Below are 21,096 nucleotides of genomic sequence, written 5' to 3' on the forward strand. Positions count from 1 at the left end.
TGCAGCGGTGCTGACCGGGGAGATCTGATAGCAAGTTTATTGATGTAGCTTATTCGCCCGCATAAAACCTTCCCCACCCAACTGCCTCATCTGGCGCAGGATCCACGCCTGACGGCTGTGAACATAACCCGACGGCGCATCGGCGCGAAAGCGAATGGGATTGGGCAAAACCGCAGCTAAAAGCGCGGCTTCTGCAGCCGTCAGTCTACTGGCAGGTTTGTGAAAATAGCGCTGCGATGCGGCTTCTACGCCAAACGTTCCGTCGCCAAACTCAGCAATATTGAGGTAAACGGTGAGGATCCGTTTTTTGCTCCAGACCGTTTCGATGCCGACGGTCAGCCCCGCCTCCAGCCCTTTTCTCAGCCAGCTGCGGCCATCCCACAGGAACAGGTTTTTTGCCGTTTGCTGCGACAGCGTTGACGCTCCGCGGATCCGGCTGTCATTGCGCTCGTTATGCGCCAGCGCCTTCTCAATGGCCGAAACATCAAACCCCCAGTGCTCCGGGAATTTCTGATCTTCTGCAGCAATAACGGCAAGCCCCATCCACGGCGAGATTTCATCCATCCCCACCCAATCGGAATGGGCGACATAATGAAAATTCCCGGAAAGCCAGGCGCTGACCTGGCGCTCCAGCATCACTGCCGAAAAAGGGACGGGCACGATACTAAACAGCGCAATTCCGCCGCCCCAAAGCACCACGCAAGCCAACAGCAGCCTCAGAACAAAACGCTTCATCATCCGCAGCGGCGAAAAGCGGAGGGTCATGCGGCCAGCACCAGGACGCGAGCGACCAGTTTTTCAATTCCGTTCGCCGCCTCCGCGATGTTCTGCGCCAGCATGTACGCCGGAGTCGTCACCACTTTGTTATCTTCATCAACTACAATATCATCCACCGGGCAAGGCACGTGCTCAGCGCCCATTTCCTCTACCGCATCGGCGGTATCGAGATCGGTACCGATGGTCACGCGTAGCGGAATAGCGAAAATTTTCGGCAACAGCGCCGGAGCGATGCAGATAAAGCCCAGCGGCTTACCGGCCTGATGCATCGCCAGAGCCAACGCTTTAAGATCGCTATCCACTTCACATTCGCTCCCCTGCGAGGCAAAGCTACTGAGATTCTTTGCCGCGCCAAAACCGCCGGGCACAATCAGCGCGTCCAGCTCATCCGCTCGGGCATTGGCCAAAGGCTGAATCTCTCCGCGCGCGATACGCGCCGCTTCCACCAGCACATTACGGCTTTCCGCCTGCGCTTCGCCGGTCAGATGATTGATAACATCGGTTTGTATTTTATCCGGCGCATAGCAAACGGCCTGAGCCCCGCTGCGGGCAATTGCCAGCAGGGTAATGACGGCTTCATGGATTTCACTTCCGTCATAAACGCCGCATCCGCTCAGCACGACACCAATTTTCTTCATCACATCAGCCCCTTAGTACAAGTTTATGAAAGCAGTCAAAAATTTTGATTTACTCGCTATGCTTCACATATTTTACTGTTTCACGTAACAAAATATTTAAGGTTTGCTATCTTAATGAGCGAGTAAGCCAAATCCTCAGGTTGCGCCGTGTAAAAAAATCACTTAAATGATTCTGGCGCAATGTCCAGTTCCCTGGTGTTGGCGCAGTATTCGCGCACCCCGGTTTATCCGGGGTCATTTTTTATCTGCCGCCGCGACCCACGCTTTCAGTACCGCGACATCGCTTTGCCATTCGGATTTCATCTCTTCAACCCATTCGCCAACGTTATCCGACCATGCGGGTAAATCCGGCGTCTGGATCTGCTGACCTAACTGTTGAATATGGCGCAAACCGATCGAGCCCGCAGCCCCTTTAATCTTGTGCCCCTCTTCAACAATTCCTTTCTGGTCGCGAGCGGTCAAATTAGACTCCAGAACCGCCATATAGCCCGGCATCATTCTTTCAAAGACGGCCAGACCGTCATAAATAAGCTTCGGCCCTACCAGTTCGATGTACTGCTCAAGCATCGGAATATCCAGTACGGAAGCCGATTTACTGCTATCTACAGATGGCATCTCATTCTCCTCTTCTTCCGGCGCATCCCAGAATTTTTTGATAATCGCGGTTAATGCCGGAACCGATAACGGCTTACTCAGGACATCATCCATTCCCGCTTCCAGATACTCATTCTTGTTCTTCAGTACGTTAGCGGTAAGCGCAACCAACGGCGGAAGCTCGTCGGCGGCAAAGCGCTGTTTAAGCTGACGAGAGATATCAAGGCCGGTCATATCCGGCAGTTGGATATCAAGCAGCACCAGATCGTATTCGCCGGGGACGAACATCTCCAGCGCAGCCTTACCGGTCATCGCCACATCGACGCTATTGCCAAGCTTCTCAAGTACCGATCGCGCAACGATCACGTTTAGCTCAATATCTTCCACCAGCAGCACGTTCAGCGCAGGTAATGGCATTTCATCTTCCGCCAGCGTATCTTCAACCTCTTCCGCAACGGCCGGAGCATGTACGGTGAGGGTAAATGTCGCGCCTTTACCCGGCAGGCTGGAAACGCAGATATCCCCCCCCATATTTCGCGCCAGGCGACGTGATACGGCAAGACCGATACCGGTGCCCGTCGCAGGCTTGCCGCCCTGGCTATCTTTAACCTGGTAGTACATGGCGAAAATCTTATCCTGCTCCGCTTCAGGGATGCCGATACCTGAATCTTCCACTTCGAAGTGCAGTATATTCCCCTCGTCATAGCGCACGCGGACGTTCACATTCCCGCCTTGCGGAGTAAATTTCACCGCATTACTAATAAGATTCCACAAGATTTGGCGTAAACGCGTTCCGTCGGTGATCACTTTATGCGGCAGCGGAAGCGTGGGTTCCAGCACAAAATGCAGGCCTTTCTGCTGCGCCTGCAGGCCGGAGAGGTTTTCCAGGTCCGCAAGGAAACCGGTAAAATCAACCGGCTGGTTGTCCAGCTGAATTTTACGCCGCTCCATCTTATCCATCTCAATAATATCATTGAAGATATTACCAAGGGTTACCGCTGAGACATGGATGGTTTTCAGGTATCTTTCCTGTTCGCCGGTCAAATCGGTATCCAGCAGAATTCGGCTAAGCCCTACAATGCCGTTAAGCGGCGTACGCAGCTCGTGGCTGATCGTTGAGATAAAGGTGGTCTTATCTCGGCTGGCTCGCTCCAGAGCGTCCTGATAGCGCTTACGCTCCGTGATATCGCGGCCAAAACCCATCAGGCCGCGCCGCTTACCTACGCGGTCGTAATAAGGAACCTTACGGATTTCAAAGCAGGCCTTACGCCCGTCCGGATAATCCAGCCACTGTTCGTAGGTTAGTGAGACGTTATGGCGGAAGACTTTCTCATCCGTTTCCAGCACCTTTTCCGCCACTTCTTCGGTATAAACATCCTGCGGCTTCAGATGGATAAGCTGCTTTTCACTTTTGCCTGTCAAAAGCTCCATCGCACGGTTACAACCGGAAAACTCTTTATCTTCATTACGATAGAAAACCAGATCCGGAGAAGCATCAAGGAAGGAGCGCAGAAAAGAGGATTGTTGCTCAAGCTGAATTTGCGCCTCTTCACGCTCTTTCATCTCAATTTTGAGCTGCTCAAGCGTCGTTTCACGTTCCGCTTCCGCCTTTTCACGTTCGCCGATTTCCTGATTAAGCTGGGCGATATTGTCCTTGAGCTGCACATTCAGCTTGAGATCGCGCTCGCGCATCTCCTCCAGTTTCTCTACCAGCCGCGAGAGGCGCTGCCGGGACTCTTCCAGTTGCTCAACCACCACCGAAAGGAAATAGACCGCCCATGGGGTAATCAGCAGGCCGAAGAAGATGGAGCGGATCACATCAATACTTTCCACCTGGCCATGCAGCACCATCGTAACGGCCATCTGCACAACTATCGCCAGCACCACCAGCGCAAAGGCCAGCAGCATTGAAAAGCGCACCAGACCCAGCTTCATCATCAGGTCAACATAATACTGCGCCAGCATACGGATTTGCTTCATAAGGGATTCCTTCGCGACAACTTCGCACAATAATACTCAATTCTGAGCAAGACGCTGTAAGTTGTGCAAAAAATGCGGGAAGGATTGCAGTTACGCGACTGACGCTGAACGGGCGTCAGCCGGAAATAGAGAAGAGAACAAAACGAGCGTTAGCGTTTACTGAGCGCTTCCCACAGCCCCTTCAGGTAGGTCACGCCCAGCGCACGGTCGTATAATCCATAACCTGGCCGCCCTGTTTCACCCCAGATAAAACGTCCATGATCCGGGCGTATATAGCCACTAAAACCATTGTCATAGAGCGCCTGCATCACTTTATACATGTCCAAAGAGCCGAATTCTGACGGATGAGCGCATTCATAAAAGTCTTTATCTTTAATAAGATTAATATTACGCACATGGGCAAAATGGATACGTTTGCGCCGTGTAAACTCGGCCAGAATCGAGTAGACGTCATTGGCAGGATCTTCCGCGATTGAACCGGTGCAGAGCGTGATGCCATTGGCCTCAGAATCTACCGCCCGGCAGATCCAATCCAGATCGTCGCGATTTTTCACGATACGCGGCAAGCCAAAAATAGAGTACGGCGGATCGTCTGGGTGAATAGCCATTTTCACGCCGACCTCTTCGCAGACGGGGATAACCGCCTTCAGGAAATAGACCAGATTCTCCCGCAGCGTCTTGTCATCAACATCTTTGTACTGCGCAAACAGCTCCTGAACTTTGGCCAGACGCTCAGGTTCCCAGCCCGGCAGAGCAAAACCATTTGAGTTATCCAGAACCTCTTTCACCACCTCTTCCAGGCTCTTATCAATATCTTTTTTTTCAAAAGCCATCGTCCGGGAGCCATCCGGCAGAACATAGTTCATATCGGTCTTCATCCAGTCAAAAACCGGCATGAAGTTATAGCAAATCACTTTTACGCCAAACCGGGCAAGATTACGGATAGTCTGTTGATAGTTGGCGATATAGCGATCGCGGGAAGGCAGCCCTATTTTAATATCGTCATGAATATTGACGCTTTCGATAACTTCCATTTTTAGCCCGGCATCATGAACCTGATTTACCAGGCGCTGGATTTTTTCCAGCGGCCAGACCTCACCAACCGCGACATCATAGAGCGCCCCCACCACGCCTTCAACGCCGGGAACCTGGCGGATATATTCCAGAGAGACCTTGTCTTCCTCCGGCCCAAACCAACGCATTGTCATTTGCATACGAAATCACCTGATTCAATGTTATTAACGGTAATAGCCTACTACCATACAAGATAAAATAACCAGATTTATATCAACGGCAGTGACGTTGGTCACACCACTTTTTTTCAGAGGATAAAGCAAAATAAATGCGCCGTAGCGATGACGTTATCCGCCTGCTATGGAGAGATCCAGCGACGACCGAGAGCAGACCCCTGAACGCCGTGTTCATTGAGGTATTTATCCAGTTCAACCATCCCGGTCCAGCGGTTCTCACACCACAGCGGCGCCAGCAGCGTTGGGCGGCGCGCGCTGGCGGAGATACGGTGATAAATCACTTCCGGAGGGGTGTGACGGATCATCTCTCCTGCGGTAACCGTATAGTCGTCCAGCGCAATACCGTTTAACCTTCCTGCCTGCCAGGCCCTGGCCATAATGCTCCCCTTCACAATATGAAGTGGATGCAGCTTAATGCCGTCTACGCCGGTCTCCACTACCTGCTCTAAGGTCTCCAGGCATTCACCCTGTCCCTCGCCCGGCAGGCCCACGATAAGGTGGCTACACACTTTAAGGTCGCGCTCGCGTGCCAGGCGGGTGGTTCGCTGATAGCAGGCAAAATCGTGGCCGCGGTTAATTCGGTGCAGCGTTTTATCATGCGCGGTTTGTAAACCCAGCTCGAGCCATACTTCGTAGCCCTGCTCCCGATACTCACTCAGCAGGTCCAATACGGCTCCGGGGACGCAGTCCGGGCGGGTGCCCACGCACAGCCCGACGATGCTGGCCTGGCTGATTGCCTGCTGATACATGGATCGCAGTACCTGAACTTCGGCAAACGTACTGGTATAGGCCTGGAAATAGGCCAAATAGCACTTAGCCCGGTTTACCCGCTGCGCCTGATGGGCTAGCTGCTCAGCAATCGAACGGTGCTGCTGCTCTTCATCGGCAAAAGAAGCGACATTACAAAAGGTACAGCCGCCACGACCAATGGTGCCATCGCGATTTGGACAGCTAAATCCACCGTGCAGCGTCAGTTTGTGAACCTTTTCTCCATATCGGCGCGCAAGATCCCCACCAAACATGTTGACTAATTTTTGTAACTGCATAATCTGATAGACCGGCCTTAAGAAAGGGGCCAAGCCTGCCATTTTTAGCTACCGACGGCGATGACCTGGATCAATCGTCAACGCGGCCGCTCACCTCATTGCATAAACAATCAAGATAACTGCAATTTAATTCATGTTCAGGGTAATGAGTTTTCCTTATACATAGCCGCTGATTGGCAATTATCTTTACCCTGGCACAAAACAGTATTAGCAACCAAAAAATAAATAAAAAGCAGTTTAAAAAACTGTGATAAAAAAACAATTCAGCACAGACAGATAATGTCGTGCCGTCGATACAGTGAGACAGATCACACTCGTTTCTGTCTCCTGGCGCGTTTCAGTAGTATTTAAAACGCATTTATTCTCTTAAAAATCATTTAATTAGCTGTTGCATAGCACATTTTTGTATAAATAAGATTGCCATTTGACGTATGTGTGGATTCCCGATAAGTTGGGAATCCGCTGGAAGCTTTCTGGATGAGCGCTCTGCTCATCATATTTATGCAGTAATTGAGATTCCCTCTTAACAGCAAGTCCTCAAACTTGTGTACCGATGCGAAAAGGATTTAAAGAGGGCGAATGCGAGGTGTAAACCCCGTCGCCATGCTCTTTCTGTGCCCGTGCGCAATCGGTAACGGAGGGTGTCCCGTAGAGCCTGGGGAGGTTCACTGATATGTTGTACGATAAATCCCTTGAGAGGGATAACTGTGGTTTCGGCCTGATCGCCCACATAGAAGGCGAACCTAGCCACAAGGTAGTGCGAACCGCTATACACGCACTGGCCCGAATGCAGCACCGCGGCGCGATTCTTGCCGATGGAAAAACCGGCGACGGTTGTGGCTTGCTGCTACAAAAACCCGATCGTTTCTTCCGAATTGTTGCGGAAGAGCGCGGCTGGCGTTTAGCCAAAAATTACGCCGTTGGGATGCTGTTCCTTAATAAGGATCCTGAACTGGCAAACGCGGCGCGCCGCATCGTCGAAGAAGAACTTCAGCGCGAAACGCTGTCTATCGTCGGCTGGCGCGATGTGCCAACCAATGAAGGCGTACTAGGTGAAATCGCCCTCTCCTCGCTGCCACGTATAGAACAAATCTTTGTTAACGCCCCGGCTGGCTGGCGCCCGCGCGACATGGAGCGCCGCTTATTCATCGCGCGCCGTCGTATCGAAAAGCGTCTGCAGGAAGATAAAGATTTTTACGTTTGCAGCCTGTCGAACCTGGTCAACATTTATAAAGGTCTGTGTATGCCGGCGGATTTGCCGCGCTTCTACCTGGACCTCGCGGATCTGCGCCTGGAGTCAGCCATCTGTCTGTTCCACCAGCGCTTTTCCACCAATACCGTGCCGCGCTGGCCGCTGGCTCAGCCGTTCCGTTACCTGGCACACAACGGTGAAATCAACACCATTACCGGTAACCGCCAGTGGGCCCGCGCCCGTACCTATAAGTTCCAGACGCCGCTAATCCCTGACCTCCACGACGCCGCGCCGTTCGTTAACGAAACCGGCTCTGACTCCAGCTCTATGGATAACATGCTGGAGCTGCTGCTGGCGGGCGGGATGGACATCATTCGCGCAATGCGCCTGCTGGTTCCGCCAGCCTGGCAAAATAACCCGGATATGGATCCCGAGCTGCGCTCGTTCTTTGACTTTAACTCCATGCATATGGAACCGTGGGACGGCCCGGCGGGCATCGTGATGTCCGATGGTCGCTTCGCCGCCTGTAACCTCGACCGTAATGGCCTGCGTCCGGCACGCTATGTGATCACCAAAGATAAGCTCATCACCTGCGCATCCGAGGTGGGTATCTGGGATTATCAGCCGGATGAAGTCGTTGAAAAAGGCCGCGTCGGTCCAGGCGAACTGATGGTTATCGATACCCGCGAGGGGCGTATTCTGCACTCCGCGGAAACCGACAACGATCTGAAAAGCCGTCACCCGTATAAAGAGTGGATGGCGAAAAACGTCCGTCGTCTGGTGCCGTTCGAAGAACTGCCGGACGAAGAGGTCGGTAGCCGCCAGCTGGACGATGATACCCTCGCCAGCTATCAGAAACAGTTCAACTACAGTGCCGAAGAGCTGGATTCCGTCCTGCGCGTACTGGGTGAAAATGGCCAGGAAGCGGTCGGCTCGATGGGCGATGATACCCCATTTGCCGTGCTCTCCAGCCAGCCGCGTATCATTTACGATTACTTCCGCCAGCAGTTCGCGCAGGTCACTAACCCGCCGATCGATCCGCTGCGCGAAGCGCACGTTATGTCGCTGGCCACCAGCATCGGCCGTGAAATGAACGTCTTCTGTGAAGCGGAAGGCCAGGCGCATCGCCTGAGCTTCAAATCGCCGATTCTGCTGTACTCGGATTTTAAACAGCTGACCACCATGGAAGAGGAGCACTATCGCGCCGACGTCCTGGATATCACTTTTGATGCCGCCGAAACCACGCTGGCTGAAACCGTGAAGGCGCTGTGCGATAAAGCCGAACAGATGGTGCGTAACGGTACCGTTCTGCTGGTGCTCTCAGACCGTAACATCGCTAAAAATCGTCTGCCGGTACCGGCACCGATGGCGGTAGGCGCGATCCAGACCCGCCTGGTCGATAAGAGCCTGCGCTGCGATGCCAACATTATTGTCGAAACCGCCAGCGCCCGCGATCCGCACCACTTTGCCGTGCTGCTCGGCTTCGGCGCGACGGCTATCTATCCGTACCTCGCCTATGAAACCCTGGCGAAGCTGGTCGATAATAAAGCCATCGACAAAGAGTACCGCGCGGTGATGCTGAACTATCGTAACGGCATCAACAAAGGTCTGTATAAGATCATGTCGAAGATGGGGATTTCGACCATTGCATCCTATCGCTGCTCGAAGCTGTTTGAAGCGGTCGGCCTGCATCGCGAAGTCTCCGATCTGTGCTTCCAGGGCGTTGTCAGCCGTATCGGCGGCGCGGGCTTCGATGATTTCCAGCAGGATCTGCTGAATCTGTCGAAACGTGCCTGGCTGGCGCGTAAACCGCTGGATCAGGGCGGTCTGCTGAAATACGTTCACGGCGGCGAATATCACGCCTACAACCCGGACGTGGTGCGCACCCTGCAGCAAGCGGTACAAAGCGGTGAGTACAGTGATTATCAGCAGTACGCGAAGCTGGTTAACGAGCGCCCGGCGGCAACGCTGCGCGACCTGCTTTCCGTCACCCCGGACGGAACCACGGTGAACCTGGACGACGTTGAACCGGCGAGCGAACTGTTCAAACGCTTCGATACCGCGGCGATGTCTATCGGCGCGCTGAGCCCGGAAGCGCACGAAGCGCTGGCGGAAGCCATGAATAGCCTCGGCGGCAACTCCAACTCCGGCGAAGGCGGCGAAGACCCGGCGCGCTACGGCACCAATAAAGTGTCGCGCATAAAGCAGGTCGCCTCCGGCCGCTTCGGCGTGACTCCGGCTTATCTGGTCAACGCCGACGTTATCCAGATTAAAGTCGCCCAGGGCGCTAAGCCTGGCGAAGGCGGCCAGTTACCCGGCGATAAAGTGACTCCGTATATCGCCAAACTGCGCTATTCAGTACCTGGCGTAACGTTAATTTCTCCGCCGCCGCACCACGATATCTACTCGATCGAGGATCTGGCACAGCTGATTTTCGACCTGAAACAGGTCAACCCGAAAGCGATGATCTCCGTGAAACTGGTCTCTGAACCGGGCGTCGGGACTATTGCCACCGGTGTAGCAAAAGCTTACGCGGATTTAATCACCATTGCCGGCTACGACGGCGGCACCGGCGCCAGCCCGCTATCGTCAGTGAAGTACGCGGGATGTCCGTGGGAGCTTGGACTGGTTGAAACCCAGCAGGCGCTGGTTGCCAACGGGCTGCGCCATAAAATTCGTCTGCAGGTCGACGGTGGGCTGAAAACCGGCCTCGATATCATCAAAGCGGCTATCCTCGGCGCTGAGAGCTTCGGCTTCGGGACCGGACCAATGGTGGCGCTGGGCTGTAAATATCTGCGTATTTGTCACCTGAACAACTGCGCAACCGGCGTAGCAACCCAGGATGACAAACTGCGTAAGAACCACTACCACGGTCTGCCGTTTAAAGTGACCAATTACTTTGAATTCATCGCCCGCGAAACGCGCGAGCTGATGGCACAGCTGGGCGTGAAGCGTCTGGTGGATCTGATTGGCCGTACCGATCTGCTGAAAGAGCTGGACGGTTTTACCGCCAAGCAGCAGAAGCTGGATCTGAGCAAGCTGCTGGAAACCGCGGAGCCGCATCCGGGCAAAGCGCTGTACTGCACGGAGAACAACCCGCCGTTCGATAATGGCGTCCTGAATGCGCAGCTGCTGCAGCAGGCAAAACCCTTTGTTGACGGCAAGCAGAGCAAAACGTTCTGGTTCGATATCCGCAATACTGACCGTTCCGTAGGAGCCTCGCTGTCCGGCTACATCGCCCAGACCCACGGTGACCAGGGCCTGGCAGCAGATCCTATTACCGCCCACTTCAGCGGTACCGCAGGTCAGAGCTTCGGCGTGTGGAATGCCGGCGGCGTTGAGCTGCATCTGACCGGCGACGCGAACGACTACGTGGGTAAAGGGATGGCCGGCGGCCTGATCGCCATTCGTCCTCCGGTAGGCTCGGCCTTCCGTAGCCATGAAGCCAGCATTATCGGCAACACCTGTCTGTACGGCGCGACCGGCGGTCGTCTGTATGCTGCGGGTCGTGCGGGCGAGCGTTTCGCAGTGCGTAACTCCGGGGCTATCACCGTCGTCGAAGGTATCGGCGACAACGGCTGTGAATATATGACCGGCGGCATCGTCTGCGTGCTGGGCAAAACCGGCGTCAACTTCGGCGCAGGCATGACCGGTGGCTTTGGTTACGTACTGGATGAAGACGGCGACTTCCGTAAACGCGTGAACTCTGAACTGGTAGAAGTGCTGGACGTTGACTCTCTGGCCATCCATGAAGAGCACCTGCGCGGTTTAATTACCGAGCATGTGCAGCTTACCGGTTCACAGCGCGGTGAAGAGATTCTGGCCAACTGGCCGGCCTTCTCGGCGAAGTTTGCGCTGGTCAAACCGAAGTCCAGCGATGTTAAAGCACTGTTGGGTCACCGTAGTCGTTCCGCAGCTGAGCTGCGGGTGCAGGCGCAGTAAGGGGTTAAGATGAGTCAGAATGTCTATCAATTTATCGACTTACAGCGAGTTGATCCGCCTAAAAAAGCGCTGAAGATCCGTAAAATTGAATTTGTGGAAATTTACGAGCCGTTTTCAGAAGGCCAGGCTAAAGCACAGGCAGATCGCTGCCTGTCCTGCGGCAACCCGTACTGCGAATGGAAATGCCCGGTGCATAACTACATCCCGAACTGGCTGAAGCTGGCTAATGAAGGACGTATTTTCGAAGCGGCTGAGCTGTCGCATCAGACCAATACCCTACCGGAAGTCTGCGGACGGGTTTGCCCGCAGGACCGCCTGTGCGAAGGTTCCTGCACCCTGAACGATGAGTTCGGCGCGGTAACCATCGGTAACATTGAGCGCTATATCAACGATAAAGCGTTCGAAATGGGCTGGCGTCCTGACCTTAGCGGCGTGAAACAAACCGGCAAAACCGTCGCCATTATCGGCGCGGGTCCGGCAGGTCTGGCGTGCGCCGACGTATTGACCCGTAACGGCGTGAAGGCGGTAGTCTTCGATCGCCATCCGGAGATCGGCGGCCTCCTGACCTTTGGTATTCCAGCCTTTAAGCTGGAAAAAGAGGTGATGACCCGTCGTCGCGAGATCTTTACCGGTATGGGCATTGAGTTCAAACTCAATACCGAGGTGGGTCGCGATGTACAACTCGACGATCTGCTGAAAGGGTACGATGCGGTATTCCTCGGCGTTGGTACCTATCAGTCAATGCGCGGCGGTCTGGAAAACGAAGACGCCAGCGGCGTCTTTGATGCGCTGCCCTTCCTGATCGCCAATACCAAGCAGATCATGGGCTTTGGTGAAACGGCGGACGAGCCGTACGTCAGCATGGAAGGCAAACGCGTCGTGGTTCTTGGCGGCGGCGACACCGCAATGGACTGCGTGCGTACCTCGATTCGCCAGAACGCGACTCACGTCATCTGCGCCTATCGCCGTGATGAAGAGAACATGCCGGGCTCGAAACGCGAAGTGAAAAACGCGCGGGAAGAAGGCGTGGAATTCCAGTTCAACGTTCAGCCGCTGGGCATTGAAGTGAATGCCAACGGTAAAGTCTGCGGCGTGAAGATGGCGCGTACGGAGATGGGCCAGCCGGATGCGAAAGGCCGCCGCCGCGCGGAAATCGTTGCCGGCTCAGAACATGTGGTGCCAGCAGATGCCGTAGTCATGGCGTTTGGTTTCCGTCCGCACAGCATGGAATGGCTGGCGAAGCACAGCGTTGAGCTCGATTCTCAGGGCCGCGTGATTGCACCGGAAGGCAGCGACAACGCCTTCCAGACCAGCAACCCGAAAATCTTCGCCGGCGGCGATATCGTTCGCGGCTCTGACCTGGTGGTCACCGCGATTGCCGAAGGCCGTAAGGCGGCTGACGGCATCCTGAACTACCTGGAAGTGTAACGAAAAAAGCTTGCGGGTCCCGGAGCCCGCAAGCTTATTCATTCAGAGATAGACAATACTGATTACCGCCTCGCCGTCCAACGTCACCTTTTGCCCGCTCCTGAGATTACTTCCCACCGATGCGCTTATCTGCAGAGGCACCGTTGCCGCCGTGATTGGCTGCGGCACCGAAGAGCCTTTTTTAACAAAGGTATAGAAATAGTCCTGTCCCGTTGGGAGCGGTAAAAGCGAGGAAACTTCCCACGGTCCCTCCTTGCTGGCCGATCCGGCGATATCAACGGCAACTTTTTTATCATCAACTGCGATGGTATTGGCGGAATCGATTTGCATCGCATAGCTGCCAATAGGTTTATTTTCCATCGTCATACCCAGACCAAAAAGCCGTAATTTGTCGCTTATGTATCCGCCACCATTGACCTGAAAAAGCACTCCCTCATGGCCGTGTGTATCTTTTCCCGTGATAGCGGAACTGGATCGCGCATCTCTCGCCGTAATAGCGATCCCGGTGGAGGATTCGCAGGTAATCGTTAAGGTAATATCCCGCACGCCCAGCTGGGTAAACGCGGACGTTGATAGCGACCCGACATGCCGCTCACCGAAATCTACGATGCCGTTATGGCTCAGCGTTGGCGTGCACGCCGCCGCTTCTGCGGTCACGGTAAAATCAATACTAAGGTTGTCGCCGGCGTGAAGGATCGGACTGAGTAAAAGCGCGAATAAAACAAAGGCGTACCTCATGGAGTTACCACCCTGATCTGCAGATTCCCACGATACGTTACGCGATCCGTAATCGCCTGGCTCTCCATCATTGAAGCCACGTTCAGAACCACAGAGAGCTGACTGGCTTCAATCTCTTCTCCCTGTACAAAGGCGATCCCTTGATTGAGCGCAATGCGGGATCGCTTTGCTGCTTCCGCGGTAATCGGCGCCCCGGCGCTCCGTACAGGGACCAGCATCACGTCGCGATCGTCAGCCACCGCTTGCCCGGCGGTAATATTCATTTCCCCACGATTGCCAAGTGCGAACCTGCCGTTTTGCGCATAGGCGCTACCGAAGAAAAGCCGAATACGTTGTGGCTTATCACAATGTACATGCAGGACGAACTGCTTTTCCGGAAGTACCACAGGCTTATCTCCCGTCTGCTGACGTTCTGCCGGGCGAACGGGCAGATAGTCAACCGAACGCTGCGTGCTATTTAATTCGCATCCGGCCAGAAGGGCGCCGGAAAACGCCAGCAGGCTAAGGCCCAGCCATAGACGAATCATTGACATACCCCGCTGGCATTTTCATAGAACGCATCTGCGTCTGGCGCTTCAGGCAGCGTTATCGAGATGCGGCAACTTCCCTTTTCCAGTTTCGCCACCAATGTTTGTCTCCCTGTGAGGTTGTTCAAAAAAAGCACGCCGTCATCGACGGAAGTCGTTAAGTAATTGCCCGCTGAATCCGTTACGGCGACCCCCTTCGGCAGCGGATCACCGTTCCCCATCGTGACATCCAGCAGCACCCGGCGCTCCGTGATGGTAGAAAAGCGGATTTTGCCTACGGCCCCTCGGCCTTGCTTGAGCATTCTGAGCCCATTGCCAATATCCATGTTCTTTGGCAAAGTCGCGGTGTTGATTTCAACGGCTGCCTCTCGCCAGGCCGAAACGGAAGGAATGACTGCCTGACCGCTGAAGTCAGTCCACACCGGCCCCTGCGATGTCTCGATGCGCACTCCGGAAACCGGCTTATCCAGGCTGGCAATGGCAAAGGTGTCGCGAATCGCCCACGGTGTAAAAGTCACACCATGGCGGTGGGCGGCCATTCCCCCGCGCAGCGTTCCGGAATAGCTATGGCTCTGCGAACCGTTGGTACTCGCATTCATGCTTAGCTGCGTGTAATGCAGATTCTGATTTATCCCGCCGCTGAAGCTGTTCCGACTCTCGGTCTGGTCACGTTCGGCGCCGAGGGTATAAGTGGTATCATCGCTGATAGTGCCCGTTACCGAAGTACCGAATCTCTTCCGCCCTTTTTCACTGCGCGCGTAAGCGTTGACCGAATGCTGCTGGAAGGGAATATTCAGGTTCAGGTAAAAAATATTATCATTGCTTTGTTCGATACTCCCGCCGCTGAGCTGGCGCTGCCAGCTTGCCGATACGGAAAATGCGCTAAAACTCTTTCCCCAGTTAAGCGTCGCGTAGCGAGAATTATTTTGGCTATCGAACCCTGTTACATCATAGAAGCTGGCGCTCATCGTACCTATAACAGGGTGTCCCCAGCTCGCACCCAATGAGTACTCCATTTTATTGGTGGCGCTAAAACTCTTATCAATGGCCTGAGAAAACTCACGATACTTTTCAGAATATTTGCTCAACGAAGCATTCAGCCCAAAACCGGACTGTGTTGCACAGGAGGTCGATAGAGTGTACTTCTGGCCCTGCTGCGCATTATCGCGATCGAACGCCTGGTTAATCTGAAGAGAAAGCGAAATTTCCTGCGGCAGTACTGAGTCAACGCGTATTCCTAAGGCCTGGTAGCTCTGGGCAACGATCGCGCCGCTAGTTAAATTATGCCTGGCGTTCAGCTTCCAGCCGCCAGCCAGGCTGGCTACCCAGGGCTGCTGGCTATATGCATCGCTCACCCGGCCTAATGAAAATTGATATCCGCCCGCAGGCCCCAGCCCGGAGCGATACAATGAGGCGGGAACCACCTGGCTATGCTGGCTGCCATCGGTCTCAATAACGGTGACCGTCAGATCGCTGGTGACGTTGCGCAGGGGAATATCCGTTAAGGTAAAGGGGCCGGCAGGCACTAAAGTGGAATACACCATGATCCCTTGCTGGCGGATCTCAACCCGCGCCTGCGGGGTACTGGCGATCCCGGTTACCAGCACGCCGCTCCCGGCATCGTTAAGGGCGCTCTCCGGCATCAAGGAGATACCGTATAGCTCGGTGCCGTCGAGCAAAGGGTTATTCATGCCTATTTCACCCGCCTTGACGGTGCTTTTTATCTGCGTAAAGGTGCGCTGTAGGTAGGTCTGCGAATTTTCGCTGGTAAACTGATTATTCGCACGGCTTAATAGCTGATGGCTACGCAGCAGCCAGGTATTCACGTTTAGACCGCCGTCCAGCATCAGCTGCGAATACTCGGAATGACCGCCGCTATAATCGTTGCGCGAAGCGAAAAAGGTATAATTCAGCACCCCAGCCGTACCGCTCGTGTCGTATCCGCTGAGGTCGGTACTTTGGTGGACTAACTGCTCCTGCGGTAATATCAGATCGATTCGCCCTTTTCCGGGCGACGCTTTCAGGATCGTTTCAGGATGGGCCTGTAAATAGTCATAGCAGCCCTCGCTATCGACCACGGATTGGCGAATACCGGCCTGTTGCATAAACGCTTTATCGAAACACAGCTGGCCGTCATCATCAAAGTGGGCGACGATATTTCCCTTATCCTTACCGTTAACGCCCAGCATAACCGAGCTCGCCCCCGGCAGGAATTTGGCTTCTGAGGAGAAATAATGCGCAATTTGCGGATCGATGCCCAAAGACGTTAAGGTTTCACTATCAAATTCTATCGCGCTCTTTTTGGCCTCTTCAGCTACCGCCAGTTGAGCGCTTCCCAACCCGATAAGACAGGCCAACAGCTTTTTCCTGAGCATTCCGTTCATCCTTGAACATGGTCACTGCAACGAGGTGATGTAGCGATCTCCTTTATATCCATAGCGGCTTGCCGGGAAAAACTCGACTTTCGTATCCGCTCCCGCTTTAGCAGGTAATTTTACGCTGACGCTGGTGTGCGGCAGGAGATACGTTTTCGCTAACTCGCCGGGAGAACCTGAAGGCAAAGTATTAAACATGGATGTCATCCTGACGACATAGTCGCTCGGATTACTGATTTCCAGCTGGCCCCCCTTTTTGCGCCAGACCAGATGTTTCCACGGCGCGGGCTCCTCCGCCAGGCCAGCCGGATGGATAATGACCGGTAAATCCTGACGAATAGTGACCGTTGTTTTCAGTTTTCCCTTTTCCTTCGGCGTATTCCTTCAAAGGTGACCCGTTTAAACTCTTCCTGTTGTAGCGGTTTAGACGTTTGCAATATAAAGCGGATCTTTTGCGTGTCCCCTTGCTCTACGCGTACTACCGGCTGCGTGACAATTAAGCGGATAGATTTATCGCTATCGTCTAAATCAACCACTTTGGTATAAAGCAGAGATGGATGCGAATCGGAATTGGTGAGGTTCATCGACACCTCACCTTTTTGCTCATCAACGAGTAAAACCGACGTCTCAGGCACCATGCCGCTGGCATTGGCCCGGGTCGTCAATATCAATATCGACAACAGCAGCGTTTTTTTCATATTAGTGGTGTGTATTAAAATGAGATAGAGCTTATTAACAGGCCCAATAAATTTTATAAAAATATTTATTGGGCCGAATTTCAGAAGGACAGCATATAAATATTAGAGATAAACAAGACTCAGCGTGGCATTACCATCCAGCTCAATTTGCGTTCCGGCACCCAGTACACCATTGTTCTGAACGGCGGAAACGATATCCAGCGGCATCACTAAATCTTTAAACAGCATTGGGGTGGTTTTGCCGGTTTCAGCAACGGTAACGATACGGGTAGCGTCGGAGTAATATAAAGCACCGCTATTTGCATTCTCCCACGAGCTATTTGCCCCGCCTCTATTTTTCACGATCATATCCACTGCCGCGCCATCAGCAGTTAATCCATCCTTCATTGCCGTAACGGAATAAGCACCGATCTTCATGTCATTAACGGTACCGAGGCCAAACGCCGCAGATTCCGTTGTCATATTTTGCCCCGGGATATAGTCAGCAATATACGCCGAGCTTGAAATCTCAACTTTAGAACTGGCACGGTTATCCTTCGCCACGATGCCCACGCTGGTCGCCGCATCGCAGCTAACCGTTAATGTAATGGATTTTTTGCCCAACTGAACCAGGGTGCTACCGCTGACCGGCTTTTCGAGAACCGAGTTGTTCATAGAGCCGTAATCAACAACACCACTGTTGCTCAGCTCCGGGGTGCACGCAGCCGGAACAAAGGTTCCTTTAACGGTGAGAGTAGTATCCGTAGCAGCATTAACGCCCGCAGCAGAAACAATAGCAGCGCAAACGCATAGCGCAGAAAGCGACTTTTTAGAGAACATATCAATTTTCCTTAATGTATCGTACGACCGATATCAATAAAAATATCGGCACATCCTTTATCCAATTAAATCATTGCCACTAATCATCCCCTCAATAATTATTGAGAAAAGAATTAGTCACTGGAAGTAATGATGAAAGAGACTCCTCTCACCGCCGGCTAATCTACTTAATTGAACGACTAATCTCAAGAAAAATAATCGCAAATTTTAAAAAGTAAAAACCTTCAACAATTACAAGAAGATAGTAAATGAATTGCAGGTAAGTTAAATAAAACACGGGTCAGTTAATTAATCTGCTCTTTATAAATAAACGGCATCAATAGTAAAATAAGAACACATATTCATCATAGAAACACCTTAATTAAAGTTACAACAAATAAACCCAGAAAAATATGAATTCACACTCCCATTTCATCTAATATACCCTATCTCCTGTGCTGGATGACCATAGGGCACAGCAAAATAATCTGTGCAGACCCAGCCCACAGCAGAAACACACTTTGTCCTGACGGAGAAGTGGCTCGACGCCAGCAGTAAAGTTATAAAATGAAAAAAAGCGAAGCATAGCTATGGCATGCTTCGCTTGGAATAGGGGATGCTGTCTGATTCACATATGAATTCATATATGAATCAGGCCCCGCAGGGCCTGTTATTGATATCACTTCACAACGCGTAGCGCCGGACGTCCGCCACGGGGCGGCGGCGTATCATCCGGATCGTCGTCGTGATTATCTGGCTTATCGCCATCGATCACCGACATGACCGTTTCGCTGTCAGGCAGCTCTTCTTCATCGTTCAGGCTGGTGACATCTTCATCGTAAGCGGCTTCTGGTTCGAACATGGTCCCCGCACCGTTCTCACGCGCGTAAACCGCCAGTACGGCAGCCATCGGCACGGAGACATTGCGCGGCACGCCGCCGAAACGCGCGTTAAAACGCACTTCGTCGTTCGCCAGCTCCAGGTTACCGACAGCACGCGGAGCAATATTGAGAACAATTTGCCCATCACGCGCATACTCCATCGGCACAAGTACGCCCGGCAGAGTCACGTCAACGACCAGATGCGGAGTCAGCTGGTTATCCAGCAGCCACTCATAGAACGCCCGCAGCAGGTACGGGCGACGAGGCGTCAGCTGTGATACATCCATCATTTAGCCCCGACCGAGGCGCATTTCACGCTCGGCTTCAGTTAAAGAAGCGAGGAAGGAGTCGCGCTCAAATACGCGAGTCATATAGCCTTTAAGCTCTTTCGCGCCAGCACCAACCAGCTCGACGCCAAGAACCGGCAGGCGCCACAGCAGCGGAGCCAGGTAGCAGTCCACCAGGCTAAACTCATCGCTCAGGAAGTAGGGCTTCTGGGTGAAGACCGGCGCAATGGCCTGCAACTCTTCACGCAGCTGCTTACGTGCAGTATCGGCCTGCGAAGCGGTACCGGTCTGAATAGTATTCATCAGAGAATACCAGTCTTTTTCGATACGCTGCATGTAAAGACGGCTTTCCCCACGGGCCACCGGATAAACCGGCATCAGCGGCGGATGCGGGAAACGCTCATCCAGGTATTCCATAATGATGCGAGATTCCCACAGAGTGAGCTCACGATCCACAAGCGTCGGCACGCTTTGATTCGGGTTGAGGTCAATCAGATCCTGAGGCGGGTTATCCTTCTCCACGTGCTCTATCTCAAAACTAACACCTTTTTCGGCCAGCACGATGCGGACCTGATGGCTATAGATGTCAGTAGGACCAGAAAACAGCGTCATTACCGAACGTTTGTTGGCAGCGACAGCCATGAAAACCTCCAGGTATATTCAGAATTTTGTACTGCTGCCGACCACGGATGGCCAGCCAGATGTAAAAACCCCATTTGCGTGATATCACTTTTGCTTATCATCCAAACAAAAAATGAACAATCACCTGCATTTGGGCAGAAAATTGGATGATAGTTTACCAGATTTTGAAGACGTTGTGGTGAGGGTATTCTGGAAATGCTGAAAAAGTGGTAATAATGGGGCGTTTGTAGAGTGAAAATGGCAAATTTATCCATAAAAAAACCCGCCGAAGCGGGTTTTTTCGCAAATTGTTCTGCATAAGCAGAGGACAATTAACGTTTGGAGAACTGCGGACGACGACGTGCTTTACGCAGGCCGACTTTCTTACGTTCAACCTGACGAGCATCACGAGTAACGAAACCAGCTTTACGCAGTTCGCCACGCAGGGACTCATCGTACTCCATCAGAGCGCGGGTGATACCGTGACGGATCGCACCAGCCTGACCAGAGATACCACCACCTTTAACGGTGATGTACAGATCTAATTTCTCAACCATGTCGACCAGTTCCAGCGGCTGACGAACTACCATGCGGGCAGTTTCACGACCGAAGTACTGTTCCAGAGAACGCTGGTTGATAACGATTTTACCGTTGCCCGGTTTGATGAAAACGCGAGCTGCGGAACTTTTGCGGCGACCGGTGCCGTAGTATTGATTTTCAGCCATTGCCTATAATCCCGATTAGATGTCAAGAACTTGCGGTTGCTGTGCCGCGTGGTTGTGCTCGTTACCCGCGTAAACTTTCAGCTTACGGTACATAGCACGACCCAGCGGGCCTTTTGGCAGCATGCCTTTAACCGCGATTTCAATCACACGCTCAGGACGGCGGGCAATCATCTCTTCAAAGGTCGCTTCTTTGATACCACCGATGTGGCCGGTGTGGTGATAGTACATTTTGTCTTCGCGCTTGTTGCCGGTTACAGCAACTTTTTCTGCGTTCAGAACGATGATGTAGTCACCGGTATCAACGTGCGGAGTGTATTCCGCTTTGTGCTTACCGCGCAGGCGCAGAGCCAGTTCGGAAGCCAGACGGCCCAGAGTTTTACCGGTCGCGTCAACAACATACCAGTCGCGTTTTACGGTTTCTGGTTTAGCTGTAAAAGTTTTCATTAAAAGCTTACCCAAATAAATAAGTTACACGTTGGTGAACACCCAAACGTTTAGTCAGTTGAGGTTCACACGACATTGTCCAGCAAACCTACCCCTTCGAATAGCCTATGCCGGCACATAGAAAGTTTTGGGAAAAAAACCTTCTCGTAACGTGG

General features: G+C 53.0%; 15 protein-coding genes and 1 pseudogene. 2 read left to right on the plus strand and 14 right to left on the minus strand.

Annotated features, from left to right (window positions below; all coding sequences use genetic code 11):
- Positions 1-36 precede the first annotated feature (36 nt).
- The 5 genes from mtgA to K2184_RS13635 form a co-directional block, all read right to left on the minus strand.
- Entirely contained in the window at positions 37-765 is a 729-nt protein-coding gene (gene mtgA / locus K2184_RS13615; protein WP_064343894.1) for a monofunctional biosynthetic peptidoglycan transglycosylase, read from the minus strand.
- The gene (gene elbB / locus K2184_RS13620; RefSeq protein WP_016809823.1) at positions 762-1,415 is read right to left on the minus strand and encodes an isoprenoid biosynthesis glyoxalase ElbB; all 654 of its coding nucleotides are present in this window, start codon (positions 1,413-1,415) and stop codon (positions 762-764) included. The genes mtgA and elbB overlap by 4 nt, the downstream gene beginning before the upstream one ends.
- Positions 1,416-1,649: 234 nt before the next feature.
- Positions 1,650-3,989 (minus strand): aerobic respiration two-component sensor histidine kinase ArcB, encoded by a 2,340-nt coding sequence (gene arcB, locus K2184_RS13625; RefSeq protein ID WP_049591507.1) that lies wholly within the window; start codon positions 3,987-3,989, stop codon positions 1,650-1,652.
- A 149-nt stretch (positions 3,990-4,138) separates the two neighbouring features.
- Complete coding sequence (gene uxuA / locus K2184_RS13630) at positions 4,139-5,203, minus strand: mannonate dehydratase (RefSeq protein WP_004106177.1); 1,065 nt, start codon at positions 5,201-5,203, stop codon at positions 4,139-4,141.
- 158 nt (positions 5,204-5,361) lie between these two features.
- Positions 5,362-6,285: a TIGR01212 family radical SAM protein gene (locus K2184_RS13635; RefSeq protein ID WP_123830022.1), complete on the minus strand. Its 924-nt coding sequence runs from the start codon at positions 6,283-6,285 to the stop codon at positions 5,362-5,364.
- Positions 6,286-6,958: 673 nt separating this feature from the next.
- Here K2184_RS13635 and gltB point away from each other — a divergent pair.
- Entirely contained in the window at positions 6,959-11,419 is a 4,461-nt protein-coding gene (gene gltB / locus K2184_RS13640) for a glutamate synthase large subunit (RefSeq protein WP_004106181.1), read from the plus strand.
- 9 nt (positions 11,420-11,428) lie between these two features.
- A complete protein-coding gene (gene gltD, locus K2184_RS13645) occupies positions 11,429-12,847 on the plus strand; it encodes a glutamate synthase subunit GltD (protein ID WP_004106184.1) in 1,419 nt (472 codons plus the stop codon).
- Between the two features lie 42 nt (positions 12,848-12,889).
- Here gltD and K2184_RS13650 read toward each other — a convergent pair whose 3' ends face one another.
- The 9 genes and pseudogenes from K2184_RS13650 to rplM all read right to left on the minus strand — a co-directional run bounded on the left by K2184_RS13650 (position 12,890) and on the right by rplM (position 20,941).
- Positions 12,890-13,585 (minus strand): DUF1120 domain-containing protein, encoded by a 696-nt coding sequence (locus K2184_RS13650; RefSeq protein ID WP_016809821.1) that lies wholly within the window; start codon positions 13,583-13,585, stop codon positions 12,890-12,892.
- On the minus strand, positions 13,582-14,112 hold the full coding sequence (locus K2184_RS13655; RefSeq protein WP_163524802.1) for a hypothetical protein: 531 nt from the start codon (positions 14,110-14,112) through the stop codon (positions 13,582-13,584). The genes K2184_RS13650 and K2184_RS13655 overlap by 4 nt, the downstream gene beginning before the upstream one ends.
- Entirely contained in the window at positions 14,109-16,487 is a 2,379-nt protein-coding gene (locus tag K2184_RS13660; protein WP_163524804.1) for a fimbrial biogenesis usher protein, read from the minus strand. The genes K2184_RS13655 and K2184_RS13660 overlap by 4 nt, the downstream gene beginning before the upstream one ends.
- 21 nt (positions 16,488-16,508) lie before the next feature.
- Positions 16,509-17,185 (minus strand): annotated as a pseudogene (locus K2184_RS13665) (fimbria/pilus chaperone family protein).
- A gap of 102 nt (positions 17,186-17,287) precedes the next feature.
- Positions 17,288-18,004, minus strand: a complete 717-nt coding sequence (locus K2184_RS13670; RefSeq protein ID WP_004106194.1) for a DUF1120 domain-containing protein — start codon at positions 18,002-18,004, stop codon at positions 17,288-17,290.
- A 658-nt stretch (positions 18,005-18,662) separates the two neighbouring features.
- Positions 18,663-19,151, minus strand: a complete 489-nt coding sequence (sspB, locus tag K2184_RS13675; RefSeq protein ID WP_024274762.1) for a ClpXP protease specificity-enhancing factor — start codon at positions 19,149-19,151, stop codon at positions 18,663-18,665.
- Between the two features lie 3 nt (positions 19,152-19,154).
- Positions 19,155-19,793: a stringent starvation protein SspA gene (gene sspA, locus K2184_RS13680; protein WP_004106197.1), complete on the minus strand. Its 639-nt coding sequence runs from the start codon at positions 19,791-19,793 to the stop codon at positions 19,155-19,157.
- A gap of 311 nt (positions 19,794-20,104) precedes the next feature.
- A complete protein-coding gene (gene rpsI, locus K2184_RS13685; RefSeq protein WP_000829815.1) occupies positions 20,105-20,497 on the minus strand; it encodes a 30S ribosomal protein S9 in 393 nt (130 codons plus the stop codon).
- A 15-nt stretch (positions 20,498-20,512) separates the two neighbouring features.
- The gene (gene rplM / locus K2184_RS13690) at positions 20,513-20,941 is read right to left on the minus strand and encodes a 50S ribosomal protein L13 (RefSeq protein WP_004106200.1); all 429 of its coding nucleotides are present in this window, start codon (positions 20,939-20,941) and stop codon (positions 20,513-20,515) included.
- Positions 20,942-21,096 lie beyond the last annotated feature (155 nt).

The sequence above is a fragment of the Klebsiella sp. K5-306 genome (assembly GCF_051835185.1).
GTDB lineage: Bacteria > Pseudomonadota > Gammaproteobacteria > Enterobacterales > Enterobacteriaceae > Klebsiella > Klebsiella oxytoca.

Coding starts and splice junctions, on each gene's coding strand:
- mtgA (WP_064343894.1), bottom strand. CDS start 765: ATGACCCTCCGCTTTTCGCCGCTGCGGATGATGAAGCGTTTTGTTCTG.
- elbB (WP_016809823.1), bottom strand. CDS start 1,415: ATGAAGAAAATTGGTGTCGTGCTGAGCGGATGCGGCGTTTATGACGGA.
- arcB (WP_049591507.1), bottom strand. CDS start 3,989: ATGAAGCAAATCCGTATGCTGGCGCAGTATTATGTTGACCTGATGATG.
- uxuA (WP_004106177.1), bottom strand. CDS start 5,203: ATGCAAATGACAATGCGTTGGTTTGGGCCGGAGGAAGACAAGGTCTCT.
- K2184_RS13635 (WP_123830022.1), bottom strand. CDS start 6,285: ATGCAGTTACAAAAATTAGTCAACATGTTTGGTGGGGATCTTGCGCGC.
- gltB (WP_004106181.1), top strand. CDS start 6,959: ATGTTGTACGATAAATCCCTTGAGAGGGATAACTGTGGTTTCGGCCTG.
- gltD (WP_004106184.1), top strand. CDS start 11,429: ATGAGTCAGAATGTCTATCAATTTATCGACTTACAGCGAGTTGATCCG.
- K2184_RS13650 (WP_016809821.1), bottom strand. CDS start 13,585: ATGAGGTACGCCTTTGTTTTATTCGCGCTTTTACTCAGTCCGATCCTT.
- K2184_RS13655 (WP_163524802.1), bottom strand. CDS start 14,112: ATGATTCGTCTATGGCTGGGCCTTAGCCTGCTGGCGTTTTCCGGCGCC.
- K2184_RS13660 (WP_163524804.1), bottom strand. CDS start 16,487: ATGCTCAGGAAAAAGCTGTTGGCCTGTCTTATCGGGTTGGGAAGCGCT.
- K2184_RS13670 (WP_004106194.1), bottom strand. CDS start 18,004: ATGTTCTCTAAAAAGTCGCTTTCTGCGCTATGCGTTTGCGCTGCTATT.
- sspB (WP_024274762.1), bottom strand. CDS start 19,151: ATGGATGTATCACAGCTGACGCCTCGTCGCCCGTACCTGCTGCGGGCG.
- sspA (WP_004106197.1), bottom strand. CDS start 19,793: ATGGCTGTCGCTGCCAACAAACGTTCGGTAATGACGCTGTTTTCTGGT.
- rpsI (WP_000829815.1), bottom strand. CDS start 20,497: ATGGCTGAAAATCAATACTACGGCACCGGTCGCCGCAAAAGTTCCGCA.
- rplM (WP_004106200.1), bottom strand. CDS start 20,941: ATGAAAACTTTTACAGCTAAACCAGAAACCGTAAAACGCGACTGGTAT.